Origin of the sequence: Schaalia hyovaginalis (assembly GCF_014208035.1) — a bacterium.
GTDB classification, from domain to species: Bacteria; Actinomycetota; Actinomycetes; order Actinomycetales; family Actinomycetaceae; genus Pauljensenia; species Pauljensenia hyovaginalis.
On record NZ_JACHMK010000001.1, the window covers coordinates 23,748 to 42,697 of the forward strand.

Genomic DNA, 18,950 nt, shown 5'->3' on the forward strand with positions numbered 1-18,950 from the left:
GTGGAGTCGGCCAGATTGGTGGCTGTGGTCCCGGCACTTTCCCCGGATGAGCCGGCTAAGCCGGACAAGGCCCAGCGTGAGGTGATCGCGCAGATGGTGTGCCAAGCCCGTGATGCGGGGATTGTCCCGTGCGGCCCTGACGGCCTGTTAAAAGCGTTGACCGTGCAGGTCTCAAAGCAGCTCACGACGAGGAACTCAACGAGCACCTGGGCTATGACAAGCACGACCCGTTCGGCCGGGGTAGCGGTAACTCCCGCAACGGGAGCTTCGAGCCTCAGCTGGTGAAGAAGCGCCAACGCCGCTTGCCGGACATGGACGCTATGGTTCTGTCGTTGTCCGCAAAGGCCTGACGACCGGTGAGATCGGCGCCCACTTCGCCGGGGTCTACGGCACGTCGGTCTTGAAGGACACGATCAACCGGATCACCGACCGCGTTGTTGACGAGATGAACGCGCAGATGAGCCGTCCATTGGAGCCCTTCTACGCCGCGATCGGTGTGCCAAAGGACATTTTGGGGATCTGGCTCGAGATCGTCGCCGATCTGAAACCCGTCTACAAAGCACCCACGGCGGAAGCGCCTGAGCGGGCGTTCGGGGAGTTCGCCGACATGTGGGGCAGGTCCGGCCCGGCGATGATCCGGCTCTGGCGAGGTGCCTGGAGCGAGTTCGTTTCGTTCCTGGACTACGGATCTGGAGATCCGCAAGGTGTTGTGTTCGACGAACGCGATCGAGTCGTTGAACGCCAGGTTCCCCACGGCGGTGAGGGCCAGGGGGCATTTCCCGAACGAGCAGGCCGCGTTGAAGACGCTCTATCCGACCGTGAGATCGAGACCCAAAGGGCACCGGGCAGACCCGCTGGGGCATGCGCTGGAAGCCCGCATCGAACGCGTTCGCCACCACCTTCGCCGACCGCATACCCGCGGACAGCACCCACCAGTAGAAAGCGCCACTTACACCGATAACCGGACACTCCCGGATACGCGGGCGACTTGTGGGTGTCATATAAACGAAGACGCGATGAAGTAACGAGCCTGTACAGACTTCGTCTATTCGCATGGTGAATACTTGAGGCATTGAGCGATGTCGAGGTGCCGCCCTCAGCGCGCGGAGCGGAGCCTCAGCGAGTTGAGGACGACGAACACCGAGGAGAAGGCCATGGCGGCGAGGATTGGGCTGTGTCTGCTTCTGGTGTGTGGGTGGGGGTGGGGTCGTGACTTTGCCTGAACGTAGGATCGGGGGGTGAGGGTGAGGGGGTTGGGGTGAGTGTTGAGTTTCTTGGGGTGTGGACTGAGTCTCTTCGGGAGTGCGGGGCGTGTTGTGGATGAGGCGTATTTGAGTTTGACTCGTGTCCGGGTCGGAGTGTTCTTAGGGGTGCTGGTGTTGTCGGGGGGATTCTCACGGTGGGGTCTGTTGTGGAGAACGGGTATGAGCAGGCGCGTGATGATTCGATCGACCCGGGTCTGACTATGGGTGAGCGGGTTGCTCGCACTGTGACACACGGCCTCCTCGAAGGTGGGTTCGAGTCGGCCGGTGAATCGGCCGGAGCGATTGGTGGTGGTATCGCGGGGGTTGCGGGTGGCCCGACCGGGATCGGCGCCGGGTTCGTTGCAGGCGGAGAAGCAGGAGGGGAAGCAGGTCGAGAATTCGGCGAATGGCTAGGCAGCTTCGCTGATGACCGTGTGTGGAATCGATTGTTGGGACGAGATGATGCCAGCTGACGTCTTCTGGTCGGGGTTCGCTCTTGCTGCGCTCGCCTGGTTCATGTGGGCGATGGCGATGTTTACGGACACGGTGGTCGGGCGCGCCGCCATTGCGGTCGGGGGTGCTTTTGGTCGGGGGGTGATTGCCGGGCTCTTCCCCCTGACAGGGCTCGCCTTCACCACCGGGCTCATTACGGCGCTTATTGAGCGGACGGGCTTTTATGCGACGATTCCGGGGGCGGTACTCCTCGGGGTCTTGCTTTTGATAGCAGTGATCTCGGTCTTCTCAGGTTTGGTTGTTTGGATTTTTGATGTGGACTTGCCGGAGTGGGCGTATCCGGAGTATCACGCGAGGCGGCGCAGGCAGCGTCGTGTAGAAGACGATGAGGTGAAGCGTTCTGATATGTATCATGTCGCTTCTCACCCGGATCCTGAAGCCTCGGTAAGGGTTAGTGCGGAGCTGGTGAGCCCGAACGCGCTGCGTGTTCGTCGTCCCTGGTCGTGGTACAACTCGGCTTTGCGTTCGGTTCTGATTACGGTGAACGGTGTTCGGGTGGGGCGGATCTGGAATGGTCAGACCCGGCTCTTCCCACTGCCCAAAGGCGATGTCGCCGTGTACGCCGTGCTGGATTGGGCGACATCGGACCTGGTCTACTCGGTCCTGCCCGAAGGTCATTGCCTGGATGTGACGCTCACTTTCGCCAGCCCGGACAAGATGTTCACCAACCCCAACACGTACCTGCGTCTCCACCCCACCAACCCCGCAGACCTTCTCCCGCCCCTACCCGACTGGGAATGAAGCATCTTGGGTTTGGTTCTGTGGTTAGGGTGCAACGGGACTGCTGAGGGTTTGGTTGACAGTTTTCCTTCTGGTTTTTAGGCCGCGAGGGACGCGGCTGGCACCTGTGCAGATCGGTTACGTGTTCTAGGGTGAGTAACGGTAGTCCCTGGGCGTTAGGGGACGAAGAGACTGCCCCGTCGCCGATCCGGCGAGTGAACAGTCAGTGATGAACGCGGCGCAGCACAACCCGCCCAAGGTCCGCACGGAGATGATGTTCGCGGCGCATCTTTTGGTGTATCTTGCGTACCCCGTACACGCTGTCGTTGTCCGCATGAATTCCGTCTGATCTTGCCAGTAAGGACCGCGTCTTGCAGACCCGTGGTACAGGCCGAGCGTCCCTGGTCGGGTCAATAGGCGCGCGAAGTGACAACGCCAGCCATATCGCCCCCCGGATGCGACAGATTACTTCACCCCTGAAATGATCGAGGTGCCCGTCGACGCAACAACGGATCGCCTCGTTGTAGGGCGGCAAGTTCCGCTGCGAGAAAAGCCGAGGTAGCCTGAGGGGCTTATTGATGCACCGCAATTCACGGTTCCCCTGGCCCAGCCTGTGCAACTCCTCCATCATCGGGGTTGGTGGGGTGGAGACGCAGGTACGTGTTGGGGTTGGTGAACATCTTGTCCGGGCTGGCGAAAGTGAGCGTCACATCCAGGCAATGACCTTCGGGCAGGACCGAGTAGACCAGGTCCGATGTCGCCCAATCCAGCACGGCGTACACGGCGACATCGCCTTTGGGCAGTGGGAAGAGCCGGGTCTGACCATTCCAGATCCGCCCCACCCGAACACCGTTCACCGTAATCAGAACCGAACGCAAAGCCGAGTTGTACCACGACCAGGGACGACGAACACGCAGCGCGTTCGGGCTCACCAGCTCCGCACTAACCCTTACCGAGGCTTCAGGATCCGGGTGAGAAGCGACATGATACATATCAGAACGCTTCACCTCATCGTCTTCTACACGACGCTGCCTGCGCCGCCTCGCGTGATACTCCGGATACGCCCACTCCGGCAAGTCCACATCAAAAATCCAAACAACCAAACCTCCACCACCGGCAACAACGAACAGCAGCACCAAGACCCCGAGGAGTACCGCCCCCGGAATCGTCGCATAAAAGCCCGTCGGCCCGATGAGCTCAACCAAGATCGAGGAAGTGAAGGCGAGCCCTGTCAGGGGGAAGAGCCCGGCAATCACCCCCCGACCAAAAGCACCCCCGACCGCAATGGCGGCGCGCCCGACCACCGTGTCCGTAAACATCGCCATCGCCCACAAAAACCAGATGAACCCAGTAAAGGCCACCAATTCGAGCAGCATCTTCGTCGTCACGAATCCGCCCCTTTGGAACCGAGAACAGGATGAATGATGAAGGAATCAAACCAGCCCGCGGCACGCTCACCCGCTGTCTTGCCCAACTCCCCTCCTGCTTCTCCGCCTGCAACGAACCCGGCGCCGATCCCGGTCGGGCCACCCGCAACCCCCGCGATACCACCACCAATCGCTCCGGCCGATTCACCGGCCGACTCGAACCCACCTTCGAGGAGGCCGTGTGTCACAGTGCGAGCAACCCGCTCACCCATAGTCAGACCCGGGTCGATCGAATCATCACGCGCCTGCTCATACCCGTTCTCCACAACAGACCCCACCGTGAGAATCCCCCCGACAACACCAGCACCCCTAAGAACACTCCGACCCGGACACGAGTCAAACTCAAATACGCCTCATCCACAACACGCCCCGCACTCCCGAAGAGACTCAGTCCACACCCCAAGAAACTCAACACTCACCCCAACCCCCTCACCCTCACCCCCCGATCCTACGTTCAGGCAAAGTCACGACCCCACCCCCACCCACACACCAGAAGCAGACACAGCCCAATCCTCGCCGCCATGGCCTTCTCCTCGGTGTTCGTCGTCCTCAACTCGCTGAGGCTCCGCTCCGCGCGCTGAGGGCGGCGAGACAGGCGGCGCGAAGCGGGCGACGGAAAGCAATTCGTGCGCGGGACGGCGAAAGCCGCGCGCCAGGACTCAATCCGTCGCGGGCGGCTCGATGCGCTCGCGGGCGGGACGCGGGTACGGGATCCCGATCCCCTGACGCGCATCGGAGTGGATCCGCTTCGCAGCGGGGATCCTCACCCGGTGGAGAGTCTTCCTCAACGAGGCGATCGCCGCATCCGTGAAGCGCGTCGAACGGTTGAAGTCGCCGAAGGACCGATCCGCGCCCGTGCGCTCGAAGCGGCACGGGATCTCCACCATCGACAAGCCCGCCACCAGCACGTCGATCGTCATCGCGACCTCGAGGCCGTATCCGTTCATGAAGGGCATCGCGCACTGAATCGCCTCACGCGTCGCGCAGCGCACGGGCGCGAGCGGGGAGGTCGGCTCCCACCCCGTCGCCCTGCGGATCACGGCCCTGGCCAGCGACTTCGCCCTCGACTTGCGGATGCGGGAATCCGCGACCGCCGGAACCGCGCACGCCACATCCGCCTCGCCGCTGACGACGGCCTCCACGAGGGCCGTCGCCTCGACCGCCGAGTCCCCGAGATCGGCGTTGAGGATGAGGAGGAGGCGCTCGGGCCAATCCGCGCGGTCACGCATCGCCGCGACCTTCACCCCGGTTTCGATCGCCGAGGCCCGACCTCGCGCGACGGAGTGCCTGACGACCACCGCGCCCGCGGCCCTCGCTGAGGCCGCGGTGTTGTCCTCCGAACCGTCATCCACCACGATGAGGAGGTCGACCCCCGGGATCGCGCGGCAGGCCCTCACCGTCGAAGCGACATCATGACCGATGTTGTGCGCCGGGATCACCGCCGCCACGCGCTGCGGCCCGGGACGCGCCTTGCTGACCGAGGAATCCACGCCTCAGATTCTAGCCGCCGGGGCCTCGCGCCCGGCCGAGGGACTCACACGGAATCGGGGGCGCCGGGCTTCGCCCGGGCGCCCCCGATCACAGGCGGGAGGGGATCAGCGGATCGTCACCTGACGGGACACGAGACCCTGCTTCGCTCGGCGCTCCTCAGCGCTCAGGGCGCCCTTCTCGGCGAGGGCCTCGTCAAGGGCCTTCACGAAAGCCGCCGCGGGAGCCGCGACGCCCTCGGCGGTCTCGCCCTCGGCGAGCTCGAAAACGGGGATCGCGAGGCCGCAGGCGCGGAAGGCGCCGACGAAGCGGGAGCCCTCGGACAGGCGCGCCTGACCGCGGACGTGGAGGCGGGAGAGCGCGTCGAAGAGCGGGTTCTCCTCGACGGCGGACACGTAGCGGACGAAGTTGCGGTTCATCTCGCACCAGTACATCCCCGCGACCCCGGGAACCGGCACGGTCTCGATGATCTCGTCGCGGTTCTCCTCGAGGGCCCGGCGGGTCTGCTCGTCGACTTCCTCCGAGGGGTCCAGCCAGAAGGCGAAGTTCTCGACGATCTCCATCTCGGAGAAGCCGTCCGGATCAACGAGGTCCTGGAGGCGCTCGGAGGGCTCGCGGACATCGAGGTCGATCAGGCCCTCGTTCCCGTCCTCCTTCGCCGAGATCGCAGCGAGGAGCGCCGCGCCCATGTCGTGGGAGAGATCGGCGGAGTTCGCGCGGGTCTGCGCGGCGATGAGGATGCGCCCGTCACCGCGGACCATGGCGGAACGGCCGTCCGGCAGGAGTGTGACGATGTCGAATTCGACGCCGCCGTGCGCGGCGTCGGTGCGCGCGGTCATGATCGCGGCGGGGATGAGCTCGCGCATGGCGACGAGCTCGACCTCTCGGACAAGGCCCTCGAAGGGACGGGCGACGAAGGGGATCGGTGCGCGGTAGGCCGCCAGAGCGGCGGGATTCGCGACCTTCTTACGGCGGCTTGCTTTACCCATGACCGCAATCGTAGCGGCCCGCGCGAAGGCCTCGGAACACGCCGGTGCGCCCGGTCGTCCGCGTTCGGGGAATGAGGGGGAACGAGGGCGGGGCGGTGGAGCGGGGACGGAACCGCCAGGGGCGGCAGGGCCGGGGCGGTGGAGCGGGGACGAGGGCGGGCGGAAGCACCGGCGGCACCGGGGAATCCGTCCTGGCCCGCCTCCCCGCCTCGAAAGCATCACTTCTTCTCACCGAGGGGATCTCCCGACGTATCAGCACGACGGGGTTCGCATCCCCTCGGTGTGAAGAAGTGATGACCTCGACGAAGAAAAGTGATGACCTCGCTGCGGGGAGGGGGCGGATCAGAGTGAGAGCGCCCCGCCCGCGGCCTGGACCGCCGGCAGAGCCGCGCGATACCGGGCGAGGAAACGATCGTAGGCCTCGTGATCGGCCGCATCCGACTCGATCACGCTCGCGCCCGCATCGGCGAAGACCTTCGCATCCAGGTATTCGGGCAGGGTCTCGCCCTCGGCCCTGGCGACGAGGTAGCGCGCGAGAACCGCGATGCCCCACGCCCCGCCCTCGCCCGCCGTCTCGCCGACGGACACGGAGATCCCGAGCGCATCGGCGAGCACCTTCTGGGCGACGCCCGGGGTCTTGAACAGACCGCCGTGCGCGAAGAGCCGGTCGAGGGCCACCCCCTCGGCCCCGAGGATGTCCAGACCCACGCGAACCGTCGCGAAGATGCTCATGAGCTGCACGCGGATCGCATTCGCAAGGGTGAAGCGCGCCTCGGGCCCGTGCGCGAACAAGGGCACCGCCTGGTCCAGTTCGAGGATCGGCTCACCCGAGAGCGTGTTGTAGGCGAGCAGGCCGCCGCCATCCGCCTCGCCCTTGAGCGCATTGAAGTAGAGGAGGTCGTAGACCTCGGGCACGGAGATCTCATGGCCGACGAGCTTCGAGAACTCGACGAACATCGCGACCCAGGCGTCGATCTCCGAAGCGCCGTTGTTCGAGTGGACCATCGCGACCGGCGAGCCGTCCGGAGTGGTCACCATGTCGACCTCGGTGTGCAGGCGCTCCAGGGCCTTCTCGAGGACGATCATGAGGAACACCGAGGTGCCGCAGGAGATGTTGCCGGTGCGCTGCGCCACCGAATTCGTCGCGACCATGCCCGTGCCCGCATCGCCCTCGGGCGGGCACATCGGGACGCCGGGGCGCAGGCGCCCGGCGGGGTCGAGCAGCAGCGCGCCCTCGGCGGTGAGCGAACCGGCGGGCGCGCCCGCGGGCAGGACCTTCGGGAGCACGTCCTTGACCTTCCAGGGCAGTCGGCGCTCGGCGACGAGGGCGTCATAGGCCGCGATCATGCCGGCGTCGTAGTCGCCGGTCGTCGAATCGATCGGGAACATGCCCGAGGCGTCGCCGACGCCGAGGACGCGCTCGCCCGTCAGGCGCTGATGGACCCAGCCGGCGAGCGTGTTGATCGAGGCGATCCGCCCGACGTGAGGCTCCTCGTCGATGACGGCCTGGTGGAGGTGGGCGATCGACCAGCGCAGCGGGATGTTGAAGCCGAAGGCCTCGATGAGCTCCTCCGCCGCGCGCCCCGTGTTCGTGTTCCTCCAGGTCCTGAAGGGGGCGAGCTGTCCGCCGTCCTCATCGAGGGCCAGGTAGCCGTGCATCATCGCGGACACGCCGAGCGAGCCGTAGGTCGTCGGGACGGCGCCGTAGCGCTTCTCGACCTGCGCGACGAGGTCGGCGTAGGCGTCCTGGATCCCCTCGACGACCGCCGTGAGCGAATAGGACCAGAGGCCGTCGACCAGCTGGTTCTCCCAGGAGTGGCCCCCCGATGCGAGGACCTCGTGGTCCGGGCCGATGAGGACGGCTTTGATGCGGGTCGACCCCAATTCGATACCGAGGGAGGTGTTCCCCGACTCGATGAGCTCCTTCACTGACTCAGACATTCGCACTCCTGACGTCGTCGTTGACCTTCTGTGGAGATTCTGCCACTGTGAACGTTCACTTGGCTAGCGTTCCACGACCCCGCAGTGCTCCAGGACGGCCCGGATGACGGCCGCGGCCCCATCGTTCTCGACCGCGCCCGTCACATGATCGCCCTCGGCCTTGATGTCCGCGGACGCGCCTCCCATGACCACGCCGAAATTCGCCCACCGGATCATGGGGACGTCATTCGTCCCATCGCCGATCGTCACGGTCCCCGAGGGCGGGACGCCGAGCCTTTCGGCCAGGGATTCAAGACCGCTCGCCTTCGAGACTCCGAGCGGAAGCACATCCGCCCAGCTCGTCCAGCCGACGGAGCACTCCCAACGCTCGGGGACGCCGATCGCGGTGAGCAGCGAATCGAAATCGGGCCTGCTCATATGCGGCGCGCGGACCACGACCTTGATCGCCCGACGGCCTCGAAGATCATCGAGGGGAACGACTTCATGCGCCTCGATGAGCTCGCCGGGAGGGAACCATCCGGAGACGAGGAACATCCCGGGCACTTCAACACCGAAGATCGCGTCCGGCAGATGCTCGGCGACGAGGCCGATCAGCCCGTCCGGATCGAAGAAGCGGAGCTCGCAGACCTCCGCCCCCTCGGGCGAGGCGGAGTCGAAATGCGCCGTGACCGCACCGTTCGAGCAGACCGCCCACCCGCTCGGATCACCCAGCTGATCCAGGACGGGCGCGGTCGCCTCCAGGGACCGTCCCGTCGCGATCACCGCATGCATGCCGGCATCCCCGGCCGCGCGGATCGCCGAACGCACCCGTTCGGAGGCGCCCGTCGGCAGGAGCACCGTCCCGTCCAGGTCGAGCCCCACGAGGATCTTCGAAGGATCCGTCGGCATATCCGCGGGCAGGGCCGCCCTCGCCGCCTCGACGAGGCGTTCGAAGGGGATCGGCGCCTCCCCCGAAGGGGGCGGCGTCACGAGGTTGAGGATCCGAGGATCGAGCGCGCTCACTTGACCGGTTCGAGGACCTCGACGCCCCCGAGGTAGGGGCGCAGCGCCGCGGGGACGTACACCGAACCGTCAGCCCGCTGATGGTTCTCGAAGAGCGCGACGAGCCAGCGGGTCGTCGCGAGCGTCCCGTTGAGGGTCGCGACCGGGAACATCTGCCCGCCCTCGCGGCGCTCGCGGATGCCGAGGCGGCGCGCCTGGAAGGTCGTGCAATTCGAGGTCGAAGTGACCTCCATGTAGCGCTCCTGGGTCGGCAGCCACGCCTCGCAGTCGAACTTGCGAGCGGCCGAAGTGCCGAGATCACCCGCGGCCGTGTCGATGACGCGGTACGGCAGCTCGACCTTGGCGAGCATCTCCTCCTCCCAGGCGAGGAAGCGCTCGTGCTCGGCCTCGGCGTCCTCGGGACGGCAGTAGGAGAACATCTCCGCCTTGTTGAACTGGTGGACGCGGATGATGCCGCGCGTGTCCTTGCCCGCCGACCCGGCCTCGCGGCGGTAGCAGGTCGACCAGCCGAGGTAGCGCTTCGGGCCGGCCTCGAGATCGAGGATCTCGTCCGCGTGGTAGCCGGCGAGGGCGACCTCGGAGGTGCCCGTGAGGTAGAGGTCGTCAGCGGGCAGGTAGTAGATCTCGTCGGAATGCTCGTTGAGGAAGCCCGTGCCGCCCATGACCGCGGGAGTGACGAGCGTCGGAGTCATCATCGGGGTGAACCCGGCCGCGAGCGCCTGATCCATCGCCATCGACATGAGGGCAAGCTCGAGGCGGGCGCCGATGCCCTTGAGGTAGTAGAAGCGCGCGCCCGAGACCTTCGCACCGCGCTTCGTGTCGATCGCGTCGAGCCCCTCGCCGATCGCGAGGTGGTCGGCGGGCTCGAAGCCCTCGGCCGCGAAGTCGCGGACCGCCGGGCCCTCGTGGCGCAGAACCGTGAAGTCGTCCTCGCCGCCGGTGGGCACCCCCGCCAGCACCAGGTTCGGCAGGAGGCGCGCGAGGCGATCCGCCTCGGCATCCGCCTCATTCGCGCGCGCTTCAGCGGCCTTCACCTGCTCGGCGAGCTCCTTCGCCTTCGCGAGGATCGCGGGGCGCTCCTCCTTGGAGGCCTTGCCGACCGACTTCGAGACCTCCTTCTGAGAGGCGCGAAGAGCCTCGAACTCCTGGAGGGAGGAGCGGCGCAGGGCGTCCGCCTCGAGAATGCGGTCGACGAGTTCGACATCGGCGCCGCGAGCGCGCTGGGAGGCGCGGGCGGGTTCGGGATCTTCACGGAGGGCGCGCACATCAATCATGCGACCATCCTAGGACAGCGCGGACGCGGCGGGCCGCCCTCGGCGGGGCGGCCCTCGCCCGCCCGGGGCCCGGTGCGCCTCCCGCGCCCGGCGGGCCGCCCCTCCGGGCGGTCCGGCTCACGCCTTCAACACCTCACGGACCCGCTTCCGCCGCCTGCGCGCGCAGGCAGGCGGGCGCCGATAGGCTGAAGTCATGAGCGTCACGGCATGGATCTTGCTCGGAATCGTGTGCCTCGCCGGCATCGGAGTGCGATTCCTCTCCCGCTTCCTCCTCGCCCGCGATCAACGCATCGCGACGACCCGGAAGGCGATGCTCGATCCCGCCCTCGCGAACGACCCCGAACGAGGGCGGCCGCGCCCCTGGGTGATCGTCAACCCCTCGAAGCACGAAGACCTCGCCGCGTTCAAAGCCTCGGTGAACGCGACGGCGGCCGAACTCGGCGTCCCGCACGTCCACTGGATCACCACGACCCCCGAGGACCCCGGCACCGGCCAGGCGATCGAGGCGATCGCCGAGGGCGCGAGCCTCGTCATCGCCTCGGGCGGCGACGGCACGGTCCGTGCCGTCGCCGCCGGCCTGGCGGGCACCGGGGTTCGCATGGGCATCCTCCCCGCGGGAACCGGCAATGTCCTGGCCCGCAACCTCTCGATCCCGATCGACGACGCGGAACAGGCCGTTCGCGTCGCCCTCGGCCCCGAGCACCGGCTCGTCGACTGCGGCTGGCTCCGCCTCGACGCCGTCGACGAGCCCTCATCGATTCCGGCGGAGGGCATGCTCGTGCGGGCCGCCCGCACGGCCGCCGCGGCCCGCGGTGCGGACATGGAAGAGCCCTCCTCCCTTCCGGCGACCGACGAGTACTCCTTCGTCGTCATCGCAGGACTCGGCTTCGACGGCGAAACGATGGCTTCGACGGACTCCGACCTGAAGAAGCGGATCGGATGGTTCGCCTACGTCGTCGCCGCCCTCGGCGCGATCGCCCGCGAGGGGACGAAGCTGCGCCTCCTCCTGCGCGATCCCCTTCCGGCCGAGGACCCCGTCGGGGACGCCCCCTCGCCGAACGAGGGGAGCCCGACGATCGCCGGATCCGCGACCCTCGAAGGGGTCCGCGTCGACGACGCCCCCGACCAGGAGCTCGCCTGGATCGAATCGCGCACGCTCATGTTCGCGAACTGCGGCCTGCTCCCGCTCATCACCCTGGCGCCGGCGGCGCGCCTCGATGACGGCCTGCTCGACGTGATGGCCGTGTCGACCCAGTCCGGTCTTCTCGGATGGGCGGACCTGTCGTGGAAGATCCTCGCCCAGGGCACGGGCGCAAGAACCTTCAATCCCCCCGCGTCGACGGGCAGCGTCCGCTTCCGTCAGGCGAAAGGGGCGTCCGTCCTGGCTCAGTCGCCGCAGGTCGTCCAAGTGGACGGCGACGCGATCGGCACGGCGCGAGCGGTTCACGTGCGCCTCGACCGCGGCGCCCTCGACATCGCGGTCCCTCCCGCCGAATAGGCGCGCCGACCGGGCGGTCGCGCCCGCCGAGCGTCCGATGAGCGCCCGCCGAGCGCCTGACGCGGATCGGGGCTCAGCCGAGCAAAGGCCAATCCGGCGCGTTCTCCGCCGCGATTTCGGAACCGTCACCGCCGTTAAGGATCGAGGACACCCAGGCGCGCCCGACCCGGAAATCCTCGTCCCTCGTTCCGCGCAGGACCTCGGATCGGACGCCGTCCACCCGCGGGTAGGAACCCATGAAGCGCACCTCCGGCGAATACCTGTGGAGTCCCACCAGGGCCGCCTGGACGCGCTCCTCGGCGATGTGCCCGACGATGTCGATGCTGAAGGTGTAGTCGCCCAGACCGTCGCCGCTGGGGCGCGACTCGATCCTGGACAGGTCGACGCCGCGCACGGCGAACTGCTCGAGGAGCGTGAGCAGCGCACCGGACTCGTTCACCGGCAGGGCCACCTGGATCGTCGTCTTGTCCGCGCCCGTCGGCGCGGGGAGCGCGCCCGGCTCGGCGACGAGGACGAAACGCGTGACCGCACCGGGATTGTCCGCGACATCGCGATGAAGCGCGTCGAGGCCGTAGGTCGTCACCGACACGGCCGAGCACAGGCCCGCATCGAAGTTCGCGTCACCGCTCGCGAGGAGCTCGGCCCCGGCCGCGGTCGAGGTCGTCGGCACGTGGATCGCACCGGGGAAAGTCGCCTCCACCCAGTTGCGGCACTGCGCCCAGGCGTGCGGATGCGTGCCGATCCTGCGGACGTCCTCGGCCCGGGTGCCCGGCCGGACGACCAGTTGGAACACGACGGGGACGACCATCTCCGCCACGATCACCAGCGGCTGCCCGTGGGAGAGCGCATCGAGCGTCGCATTCACACCGCCCTCGATCGAGTTCTCGATCGGGACGACCGCGCGATCCGCCTCGCCCCGGCGCACGGCGGCGAGCGCGTGCGGCGCAGACGACATGGGCAGCAGCTCGGCCCCCGCGGGCGCGACCTGGTGGACGGCCTGCTCGGTGAAGGTGCCGAAGGGACCGAGGAAGGCGATCCGCATCCTCTCACCGGCGGGCGCAGGACCGGGCATGTTCGTCACGGCGGCGCTCGACGGGTTCTCGGACGATCGGGGGTTGCGCATGACGCAAGGCTATCCGGCCCAGGACCCTCGCGGCATCCGCGTCCGCGGCACACGGGCGCGCCCTCGACCGGGAGGAGGACTCGGGGCCGGGGGTCAGTCCCCGAGGTCGCAGGCCGTGATCCTCCACAGCTTCGCGGTCCCGCCCTCGTCGACGAGCTCGAATCCCGTGGAGGTGTCGACCTCGTACAAGCCGGGGTAGCGCGAGGAACGACGGAAGTCGTAGTACCAGCCGTCCTCGTCCTCGTAATAGTGCGTGACCCCCAGGGCGCGGATCGCATCGCACACCGCCGGATCGACGCCGATCCGGTTGAACCGCTCGGCGAGCACGCTCTCCGGCGCGTCCTTGGCGCTCACCCGCGTGAGCTGAGGGAACACCGCTTCATGCTGGCCGATGACCTCGGTGTATGCGGCGCCTGCGATCGGGTCGCCCAGCACCACGGCATCCGCCGGGATGAGCAGCCGCATGCGGCGGATCATCGCCAGTTCGCCCCTGCTGGCCATCCCCGGTTTGCCCAGGTTGTCGGGGTCGTACACGTAGTCGCTCGCCACGGCCCGCGCATCGTAGGCGCCGAGCCCCGTCACGAGCAGGAGGACCAAGCCGAGAGCCACGTCGACCCGCCATCGCACGGGCGCCCCGGGCCTCGTCGCATCCTCCTGAACGTGGGCGCCGCGCGATCGAGCGGAGTCGAAGCGCTCGGCGAGGGCCGCCCCGATCGCATGGAAACCGAGCGCCATGAGGGGCACCATCGTCAGGCCGTGCGCACCCATGATCCGGCGCGCATCGAGGTACCACGGCGCCAGGAGGAAGTTCCTGACCTCGCCGATCGGCGCATAGGCGAGGAAGGTGAGGAGGCAGAACACGAGGTAGGAGGCGATCGGCCACATCGGCGGCGGATCGGCAGTCCTGCGCGAGAAGACGAGGGCGATCACGCCCGCCAGGAGGAGGAGCGCCTGCACGACGATGTGAATGCTCATCGCGGTCGTCGGCGTGAAGGGGGGCGCCGGCGTGAACATGTGGGAGAAGGCGTAGCTCCAGGAGATCCCCGACCTCGGGTAGTCGCCCATCGAACGGATCTTGTCGGCGGTCAGGGCGAGGAAGGGCAGGACGGCGGCGGCGAGGGCGAAGACGCCGACCGCGACCGCGCGAGCCCGAGCGCCCGCGCCGATCGCCGATGCGATGATCCTCCACGATGCCGCCAGCAGCGCGGGCAGCAGCAGGGCGGCGAGGACGAAGGCGGAACTCGGATGCGCCGAGGCCGCGCCGAGCATCGCGAGCAGGAGGGCGGCGAGCAGTGGGGCGTGGCGGAGGAGCGCCCGCGGACCGGCGTCGAGATCCGCGGCGAACCTCCTCCCGACGATGATCGCGAGCGCGACGACTCCCGGGACCACTGCGAGCCCGCTCGCATTGGGCCACTGGTTGTACATCGTGAGGTTGTCGGCCGGCATGTCGAGCAGCAGCCCCGCGAGGATCGGCGAGGCGAGGATCGCGGCCCTCGAACGCACCAGGACGCTCGTCAGCGCCGTCGCCCCGAGCACCCAGATGATCATGAGGACGATCGAGGAGGCGTTCGCGGCGAGGACGACCCGAGTGGGCGTGGAGAACAGGGCGACGAGGGCGTGCCAGGTCGTCGGATAGTAGACCTCGCGGCCGCCGTAGAGCTCGGCGAGCCCTCCGAAGGGGCTCGCCGAGTGCGAGTGGAGGATCGACCACACCCCGTTGAGGTGGAAGGTTGAATCCCACTGCTGGGCGGGAAGGCGCGGATCGGCCCGCAGGAGCATCGGCATCGCGGCGAGCAGGGATCCGAGGACGATCATCCCCCAGGTCGAGGCGCGCACCCTCGCCTGCTCCTCACCGAGCGGGCGCCTCGGCCCGATCGCGTCGACGAAGCCGCCGGCGGGCAGGGGCCCGCCGGTCGCCCTCTTCGCGGTGGCGAGCAGCCAGACGACAGCGCCCACCAGGGTGAGGAGCCCGAGGACCGGGAAGACCTTCGCACGCTCCCACGCGATGGCGAAGGCGTCGAAGGCGAAGGAGAGCAGGGAGAGGACCCCGAAGACGATCGCGGGCGAGACGGCCAGGGCGACGACTGAGGAGCGCAGGTGCGCCCTCGTCCAGAAGAACGCGGGGAGCGCCGTCAGGACGAGCATCCCGACGATCGTCGGGATCAGCGCCCACCATTGGCCGAGCATCGTCCGGCTACTCCTGACAGGAGCGGCCCTCGGGGACGGCGGCCTCGTCGGCGGCGAGGGCTTCGACCGCGACGAGGGCGCTCCTCTTCGCCGCCCGACGGTGATTGATGACCTCGACGAGCATCGGGATCAAGGAGACGCCGACGATCGCGAGGATGATCGCCGAGAGGTTGTCGTGCACGAAGGGGACGCCGCCGAGGGCGGACCCCAGATAGGTGATGCCCGCGCCCCAGAGCAGGGCCCCGAGGGAGTTGAAGGCGAGGAACTTCGGGTACGGGTACTTCGCGATGCCCGCGGCGAGCGGGATGAAGGTCCGCACGAAGGGGATGAAACGGCCGATCACCAGCGAACGGCCCCCGTACTCGGCGAAGTAGCGCTCCGCCTTGACCAGGTGCTCGGTCTTGAGGAATCGCGCGTCATCGGAGAAGAGCCTCCGACCGAAACGGGCGCCGAGCCAGTATCCGATCTGCGCGCCGATGAAGGCGGCCACGAAGACCAGGGCGATGAGCGTCGGAAGGTGGAGTCCGAGGCGATCGTGCAGAAGACCCGCGGTGAAGAGGAGCGAGTCGCCGGGGAGGACGGGGAAGAGCACTCCCGATTCGATGAAGACGATCGCGAGGGTGCCCCACAGCACCCACGGGCCCATCGCGAGGAGCAGGCTCTCCGGATCGTGGAACCATCCGATGAAGGTCTGAAGCCAAGATGCGTCGGAGGCCATCGGGGCGAGGTTCTGGAGGAACAATCGGTCTCCTTGATATGCGTACACGTTCCGCCCCCACACTACCCGCCGTGAAGGCGCCGGTAGGATCTCAAACATGGACGGCGAAGTGAATCCTGTCGCGTCCGCCGAAGCGGACCTCGATTCACCCGTATCCTCCCCGCCCCCGGAGGAGTCCGCACAAGCCCCCGAGTCTCCCGGCGACTCCGCTCCGGCCCCCTCCCCTCGGCCGCGCCGCCTCCCCGGCGAGGTGCGCTTCTCCGACCGCGTCGAGCCCCGCCAACGGCGACGGGCGGACCTCTTCGACCTCATCGTCTCGCTCCTGGCGATCGGAGCGATCTGGGCGATCGGCGTCTTCGCGAACTCGACGACTCAGGGCGTCACCGAAGACGTCCTCCGCTTCCGCTTCATCCGCGAGGTGCTCCTCCTCCCCATCACGCTCGTCGAAGGCACGGTCGTCCTCTTCGCGCCGATCGCGATCGTTCTCGCCCTCGCCCTGAGGCGCCGCCTCACCGCGATCCTCCAGTCCGTCGGGACCGCGATCCTCGCGGCGCTCATCGGGACCGGGGTCCTCTGGAGCGCCTCCCTGCTCCCCGAGAACGTCACCGCGCCCCTGCGCGTCGCCAAGGCGGTCGCCGTCCAGGGCAACACGACCTCCACCGCGATCGCCATCAACATCGTCGTCATCACGCTGTGCGCCCTGTTCACGGCGGCCGGTGAAGCGCAGAACATGAAGACCGTCCGCTGGTCGTGGGCCGGAATGTGGGTCATCGTCTTCCTCGGGGTCCTGCGCTCCTCCATGACCCTTCCCGGCGCCTTCATCTCCGTGTTCATCGGCAGGGCCGTCGGCTGCTCCGCGCGCTGGATCTTCGGCTTCGAGGATCGCCGGGCCTCCGGGGCCGACATCGTCGGCGCCCTGCTCGACATCGGGACCGTCCCCGTGCAGATCGTCCGCACGGACCTCGACACGAGTGAAGAGCCCCTGACCACCCGGACAGTCGTCGAGGACCGGCGTTCGCGGCTGAGGATCATCGACCGCGCGACGGAATCCGCCGACTACACGGTGACGCGACGCCCGGATCAGGATCGCAACCGCCATTACCAGGCGCTCCTCGACAATGGGCGCACCGTCGAGGTCGTCGTCCTCGACCCGGGCCGCGAGATCCTCGGAACGATCGTCGACGTGTGGAACAACATCCGCCTTCGCGGGCTCAGCCGCTGGATCTCCCCCTCGTTGAAGGCGACCGCGGAGCGCTCCGCCCTCGTCGCCATCTCGGCGAAGCGCGCGGGCGTCCGCACGCCCGAACTCATCGGGATCGCCCGGGCGGGCGACTCCCTCGTATCCGTCTCAGAAGCTCTCCCCCCGACGACGCCGTTGCACGAGCTGCCCGGGAGCGTCCTCAGCGATGAGATGCTCGACGACGCATGGCGCCAGCTCCTGGCCGCCCATTCCCGCGGGATCAGCCACCGCGACCTCGGCTTCGACTCGCTGGTCGTCGACGAGGACGGCGACCTGTGGATCCTCGATTGGGAGCGCGGCGAGGTGGCGGGGACCGAGCTCAACCGGAGGATCGACATCGCGCAGATGCTCGTCCATCAGGCCCTGTGCGCAGGTGAGGAGCGCGCCCTCGAATCGGCCCGCAGGATCGTCGACGCCCGGGCCCTCGAGTCCGCGGTGCCCGTCATCCAGGGCGCCGTCCTGCCCTCCTCCCTCAATCAGAGCCTGAAGCGATCCGCCCTCGTCGAGGGTCTTCGCGCCGGCGTCCTGGGCGCTGACGAGGGCGAGGCCGTCGAACTCACGAACGTCAGGCGATTCGAACCGCGCACCGTCATCATGGTCGCGGTCCTCTTCGTCGCGCTCGTCGTCGTCCTCGGCTCCTTGAATTTCGAGGACATCACCGCGGCCATCACCGAAGCGAATCCGTGGTGGATGGCGGCCGCCTTCGGGCTCGCCTGCCTCACCTGGGTGGGCGGGGCGATCCCGCTCATGGCCCTGAGCCCCGTGCGCCTGCGGTTCTCGGACGCGGTCGTCGCGCAGGTCGCCGCTTCGCTCGCGACGATCGTCGCCCCAGCGGGCGTCGGGCCCGCCGTCGTGAACCTGCGCCTCCTCAAGAAGAAGAAGGTGAGCACGGTCGTCGCCGCGACGACCGTGACGCTCCAGCAGCTGCTCCAGCTCTTCATCATGCTGTCGCTCCTGCTGCTCGTCATGGTCCTGTCGGGCAACTCGCTGTCCGTCCAGCTCCCCTACGGCACGATCCTCGCAGTCGCGGCGCTGGTGATCGCGGGCATCGGGATCGCCCTGTCGGTCCCCCGCTTCCGCAGGTGGGTGTGGTCGAAGGTCGAACCGACCTGGACGCAGGTCTTCCCCCGCCTCATCTGGATCGTCGGCCGACCGCATCGGATCGCGGCGATCCTCGCGGGGAACCTCCTGATGAACATCGGTTTCATCGGCGCGTTCTGGGCGGGGCTGGTCGCAATGGGCGGCTCTCTCGACTTCCTCTCCCTGGCTCTGACGTACCTCGCGTCGAATTCGCTCGGGTCGGTGATCCCGTCCCCGGGCGGCATCGGGCCGGTCGAGGCGGCGCTGACGGCAGGCCTTCAGGTCGCGGGCATCCCCTTGTCGATCGGCCTGCCCACCGCAGTGCTCTACAGGCTCGTCACCTTCTACGGGCGCATCCCCTTCGGTTGGCTGGCGATGAAGTGGATGGAGCGCAAGGACCTCCTGTGAGGCCGGGCCCTCCGGGGACGGGCCCTCCTGGGGCTTTCTCTCTCCTCCTCCCCCCGAAAGTGCCCAAGAAAGGGTCCATGGACGTTCAGAGGGCTTCT

At 67.9% G+C, this 18,950-nt stretch carries 12 protein-coding genes and 1 pseudogene; 4 read left to right on the forward strand and 9 right to left on the reverse strand.

Translation table 11 applies throughout. The features are described 5' to 3' along the window. The first annotated feature begins 15 nt into the window (after positions 1–15). Positions 16–939: pseudogene (locus tag HD592_RS12050) on the forward strand (transposase). 764 nt (positions 940–1,703) lie between these two features. Further along, positions 1,704–2,498, forward strand: coding sequence for a hypothetical protein (locus tag HD592_RS00120; protein WP_184451186.1), 795 nt, complete (start codon positions 1,704–1,706; stop codon positions 2,496–2,498). A 569-nt stretch (positions 2,499–3,067) separates the two neighbouring features. Here the strand turns inward: HD592_RS00120 and HD592_RS00125 are convergent. The 6 genes from HD592_RS00125 to serS form a co-directional block, all read right to left on the reverse strand. Continuing rightward, positions 3,068–3,865 (reverse strand): hypothetical protein, encoded by a 798-nt coding sequence (locus HD592_RS00125; protein ID WP_184451187.1) that lies wholly within the window; start codon positions 3,863–3,865, stop codon positions 3,068–3,070. A gap of 698 nt (positions 3,866–4,563) precedes the next feature. Next, on the reverse strand, positions 4,564–5,394 hold the full coding sequence (locus HD592_RS00130) for a glycosyltransferase (protein ID WP_343058691.1): 831 nt from the start codon (positions 5,392–5,394) through the stop codon (positions 4,564–4,566). A gap of 105 nt (positions 5,395–5,499) precedes the next feature. Next, complete coding sequence (locus HD592_RS00135; RefSeq protein WP_184451188.1) at positions 5,500–6,381, reverse strand: DUF5926 family protein; 882 nt, start codon at positions 6,379–6,381, stop codon at positions 5,500–5,502. Between the two features lie 342 nt (positions 6,382–6,723). After that, on the reverse strand, positions 6,724–8,322 hold the full coding sequence (locus tag HD592_RS00140) for a xylulokinase (protein WP_184451189.1): 1,599 nt from the start codon (positions 8,320–8,322) through the stop codon (positions 6,724–6,726). Positions 8,323–8,385: 63 nt separating this feature from the next. After that, the gene (locus HD592_RS00145) at positions 8,386–9,324 is read right to left on the reverse strand and encodes an HAD hydrolase family protein (RefSeq protein WP_184451190.1); all 939 of its coding nucleotides are present in this window, start codon (positions 9,322–9,324) and stop codon (positions 8,386–8,388) included. Further along, a complete protein-coding gene (serS, locus tag HD592_RS00150; RefSeq protein ID WP_184451191.1) occupies positions 9,321–10,598 on the reverse strand; it encodes a serine--tRNA ligase in 1,278 nt (425 codons plus the stop codon). The genes HD592_RS00145 and serS overlap by 4 nt, the downstream gene beginning before the upstream one ends. Positions 10,599–10,791: 193 nt before the next feature. Here serS and HD592_RS00155 point away from each other — a divergent pair, with 193 nt between their 5' ends. After that, a complete protein-coding gene (locus HD592_RS00155; RefSeq protein WP_184451192.1) occupies positions 10,792–12,096 on the forward strand; it encodes a diacylglycerol/lipid kinase family protein in 1,305 nt (434 codons plus the stop codon). A gap of 73 nt (positions 12,097–12,169) precedes the next feature. Here the strand turns inward: HD592_RS00155 and pheA are convergent, their stop codons facing one another. From pheA to HD592_RS00170, 3 genes are all read right to left on the reverse strand, one after another. Beyond that, positions 12,170–13,219 carry a prephenate dehydratase gene (pheA, locus tag HD592_RS00160; RefSeq protein WP_184451193.1) on the reverse strand — a complete coding sequence of 350 codons (1,050 nt, stop codon included), beginning with the start codon at positions 13,217–13,219 and terminating at the stop codon, positions 12,170–12,172. A gap of 93 nt (positions 13,220–13,312) precedes the next feature. Next, positions 13,313–15,406 carry a DUF6541 family protein gene (locus tag HD592_RS00165; protein WP_184451194.1) on the reverse strand — a complete coding sequence of 698 codons (2,094 nt, stop codon included), beginning with the start codon at positions 15,404–15,406 and terminating at the stop codon, positions 13,313–13,315. 7 nt (positions 15,407–15,413) lie between these two features. Beyond that, on the reverse strand, positions 15,414–16,124 hold the full coding sequence (locus tag HD592_RS00170) for a DedA family protein (RefSeq protein ID WP_184454279.1): 711 nt from the start codon (positions 16,122–16,124) through the stop codon (positions 15,414–15,416). 97 nt (positions 16,125–16,221) lie between these two features. Between HD592_RS00170 and HD592_RS00175 the strand changes: the two genes are divergently transcribed. After that, on the forward strand, positions 16,222–18,852 hold the full coding sequence (locus tag HD592_RS00175; protein ID WP_184451195.1) for a lysylphosphatidylglycerol synthase domain-containing protein: 2,631 nt from the start codon (positions 16,222–16,224) through the stop codon (positions 18,850–18,852). The last annotated feature ends 98 nt before the right edge of the window (positions 18,853–18,950 follow it).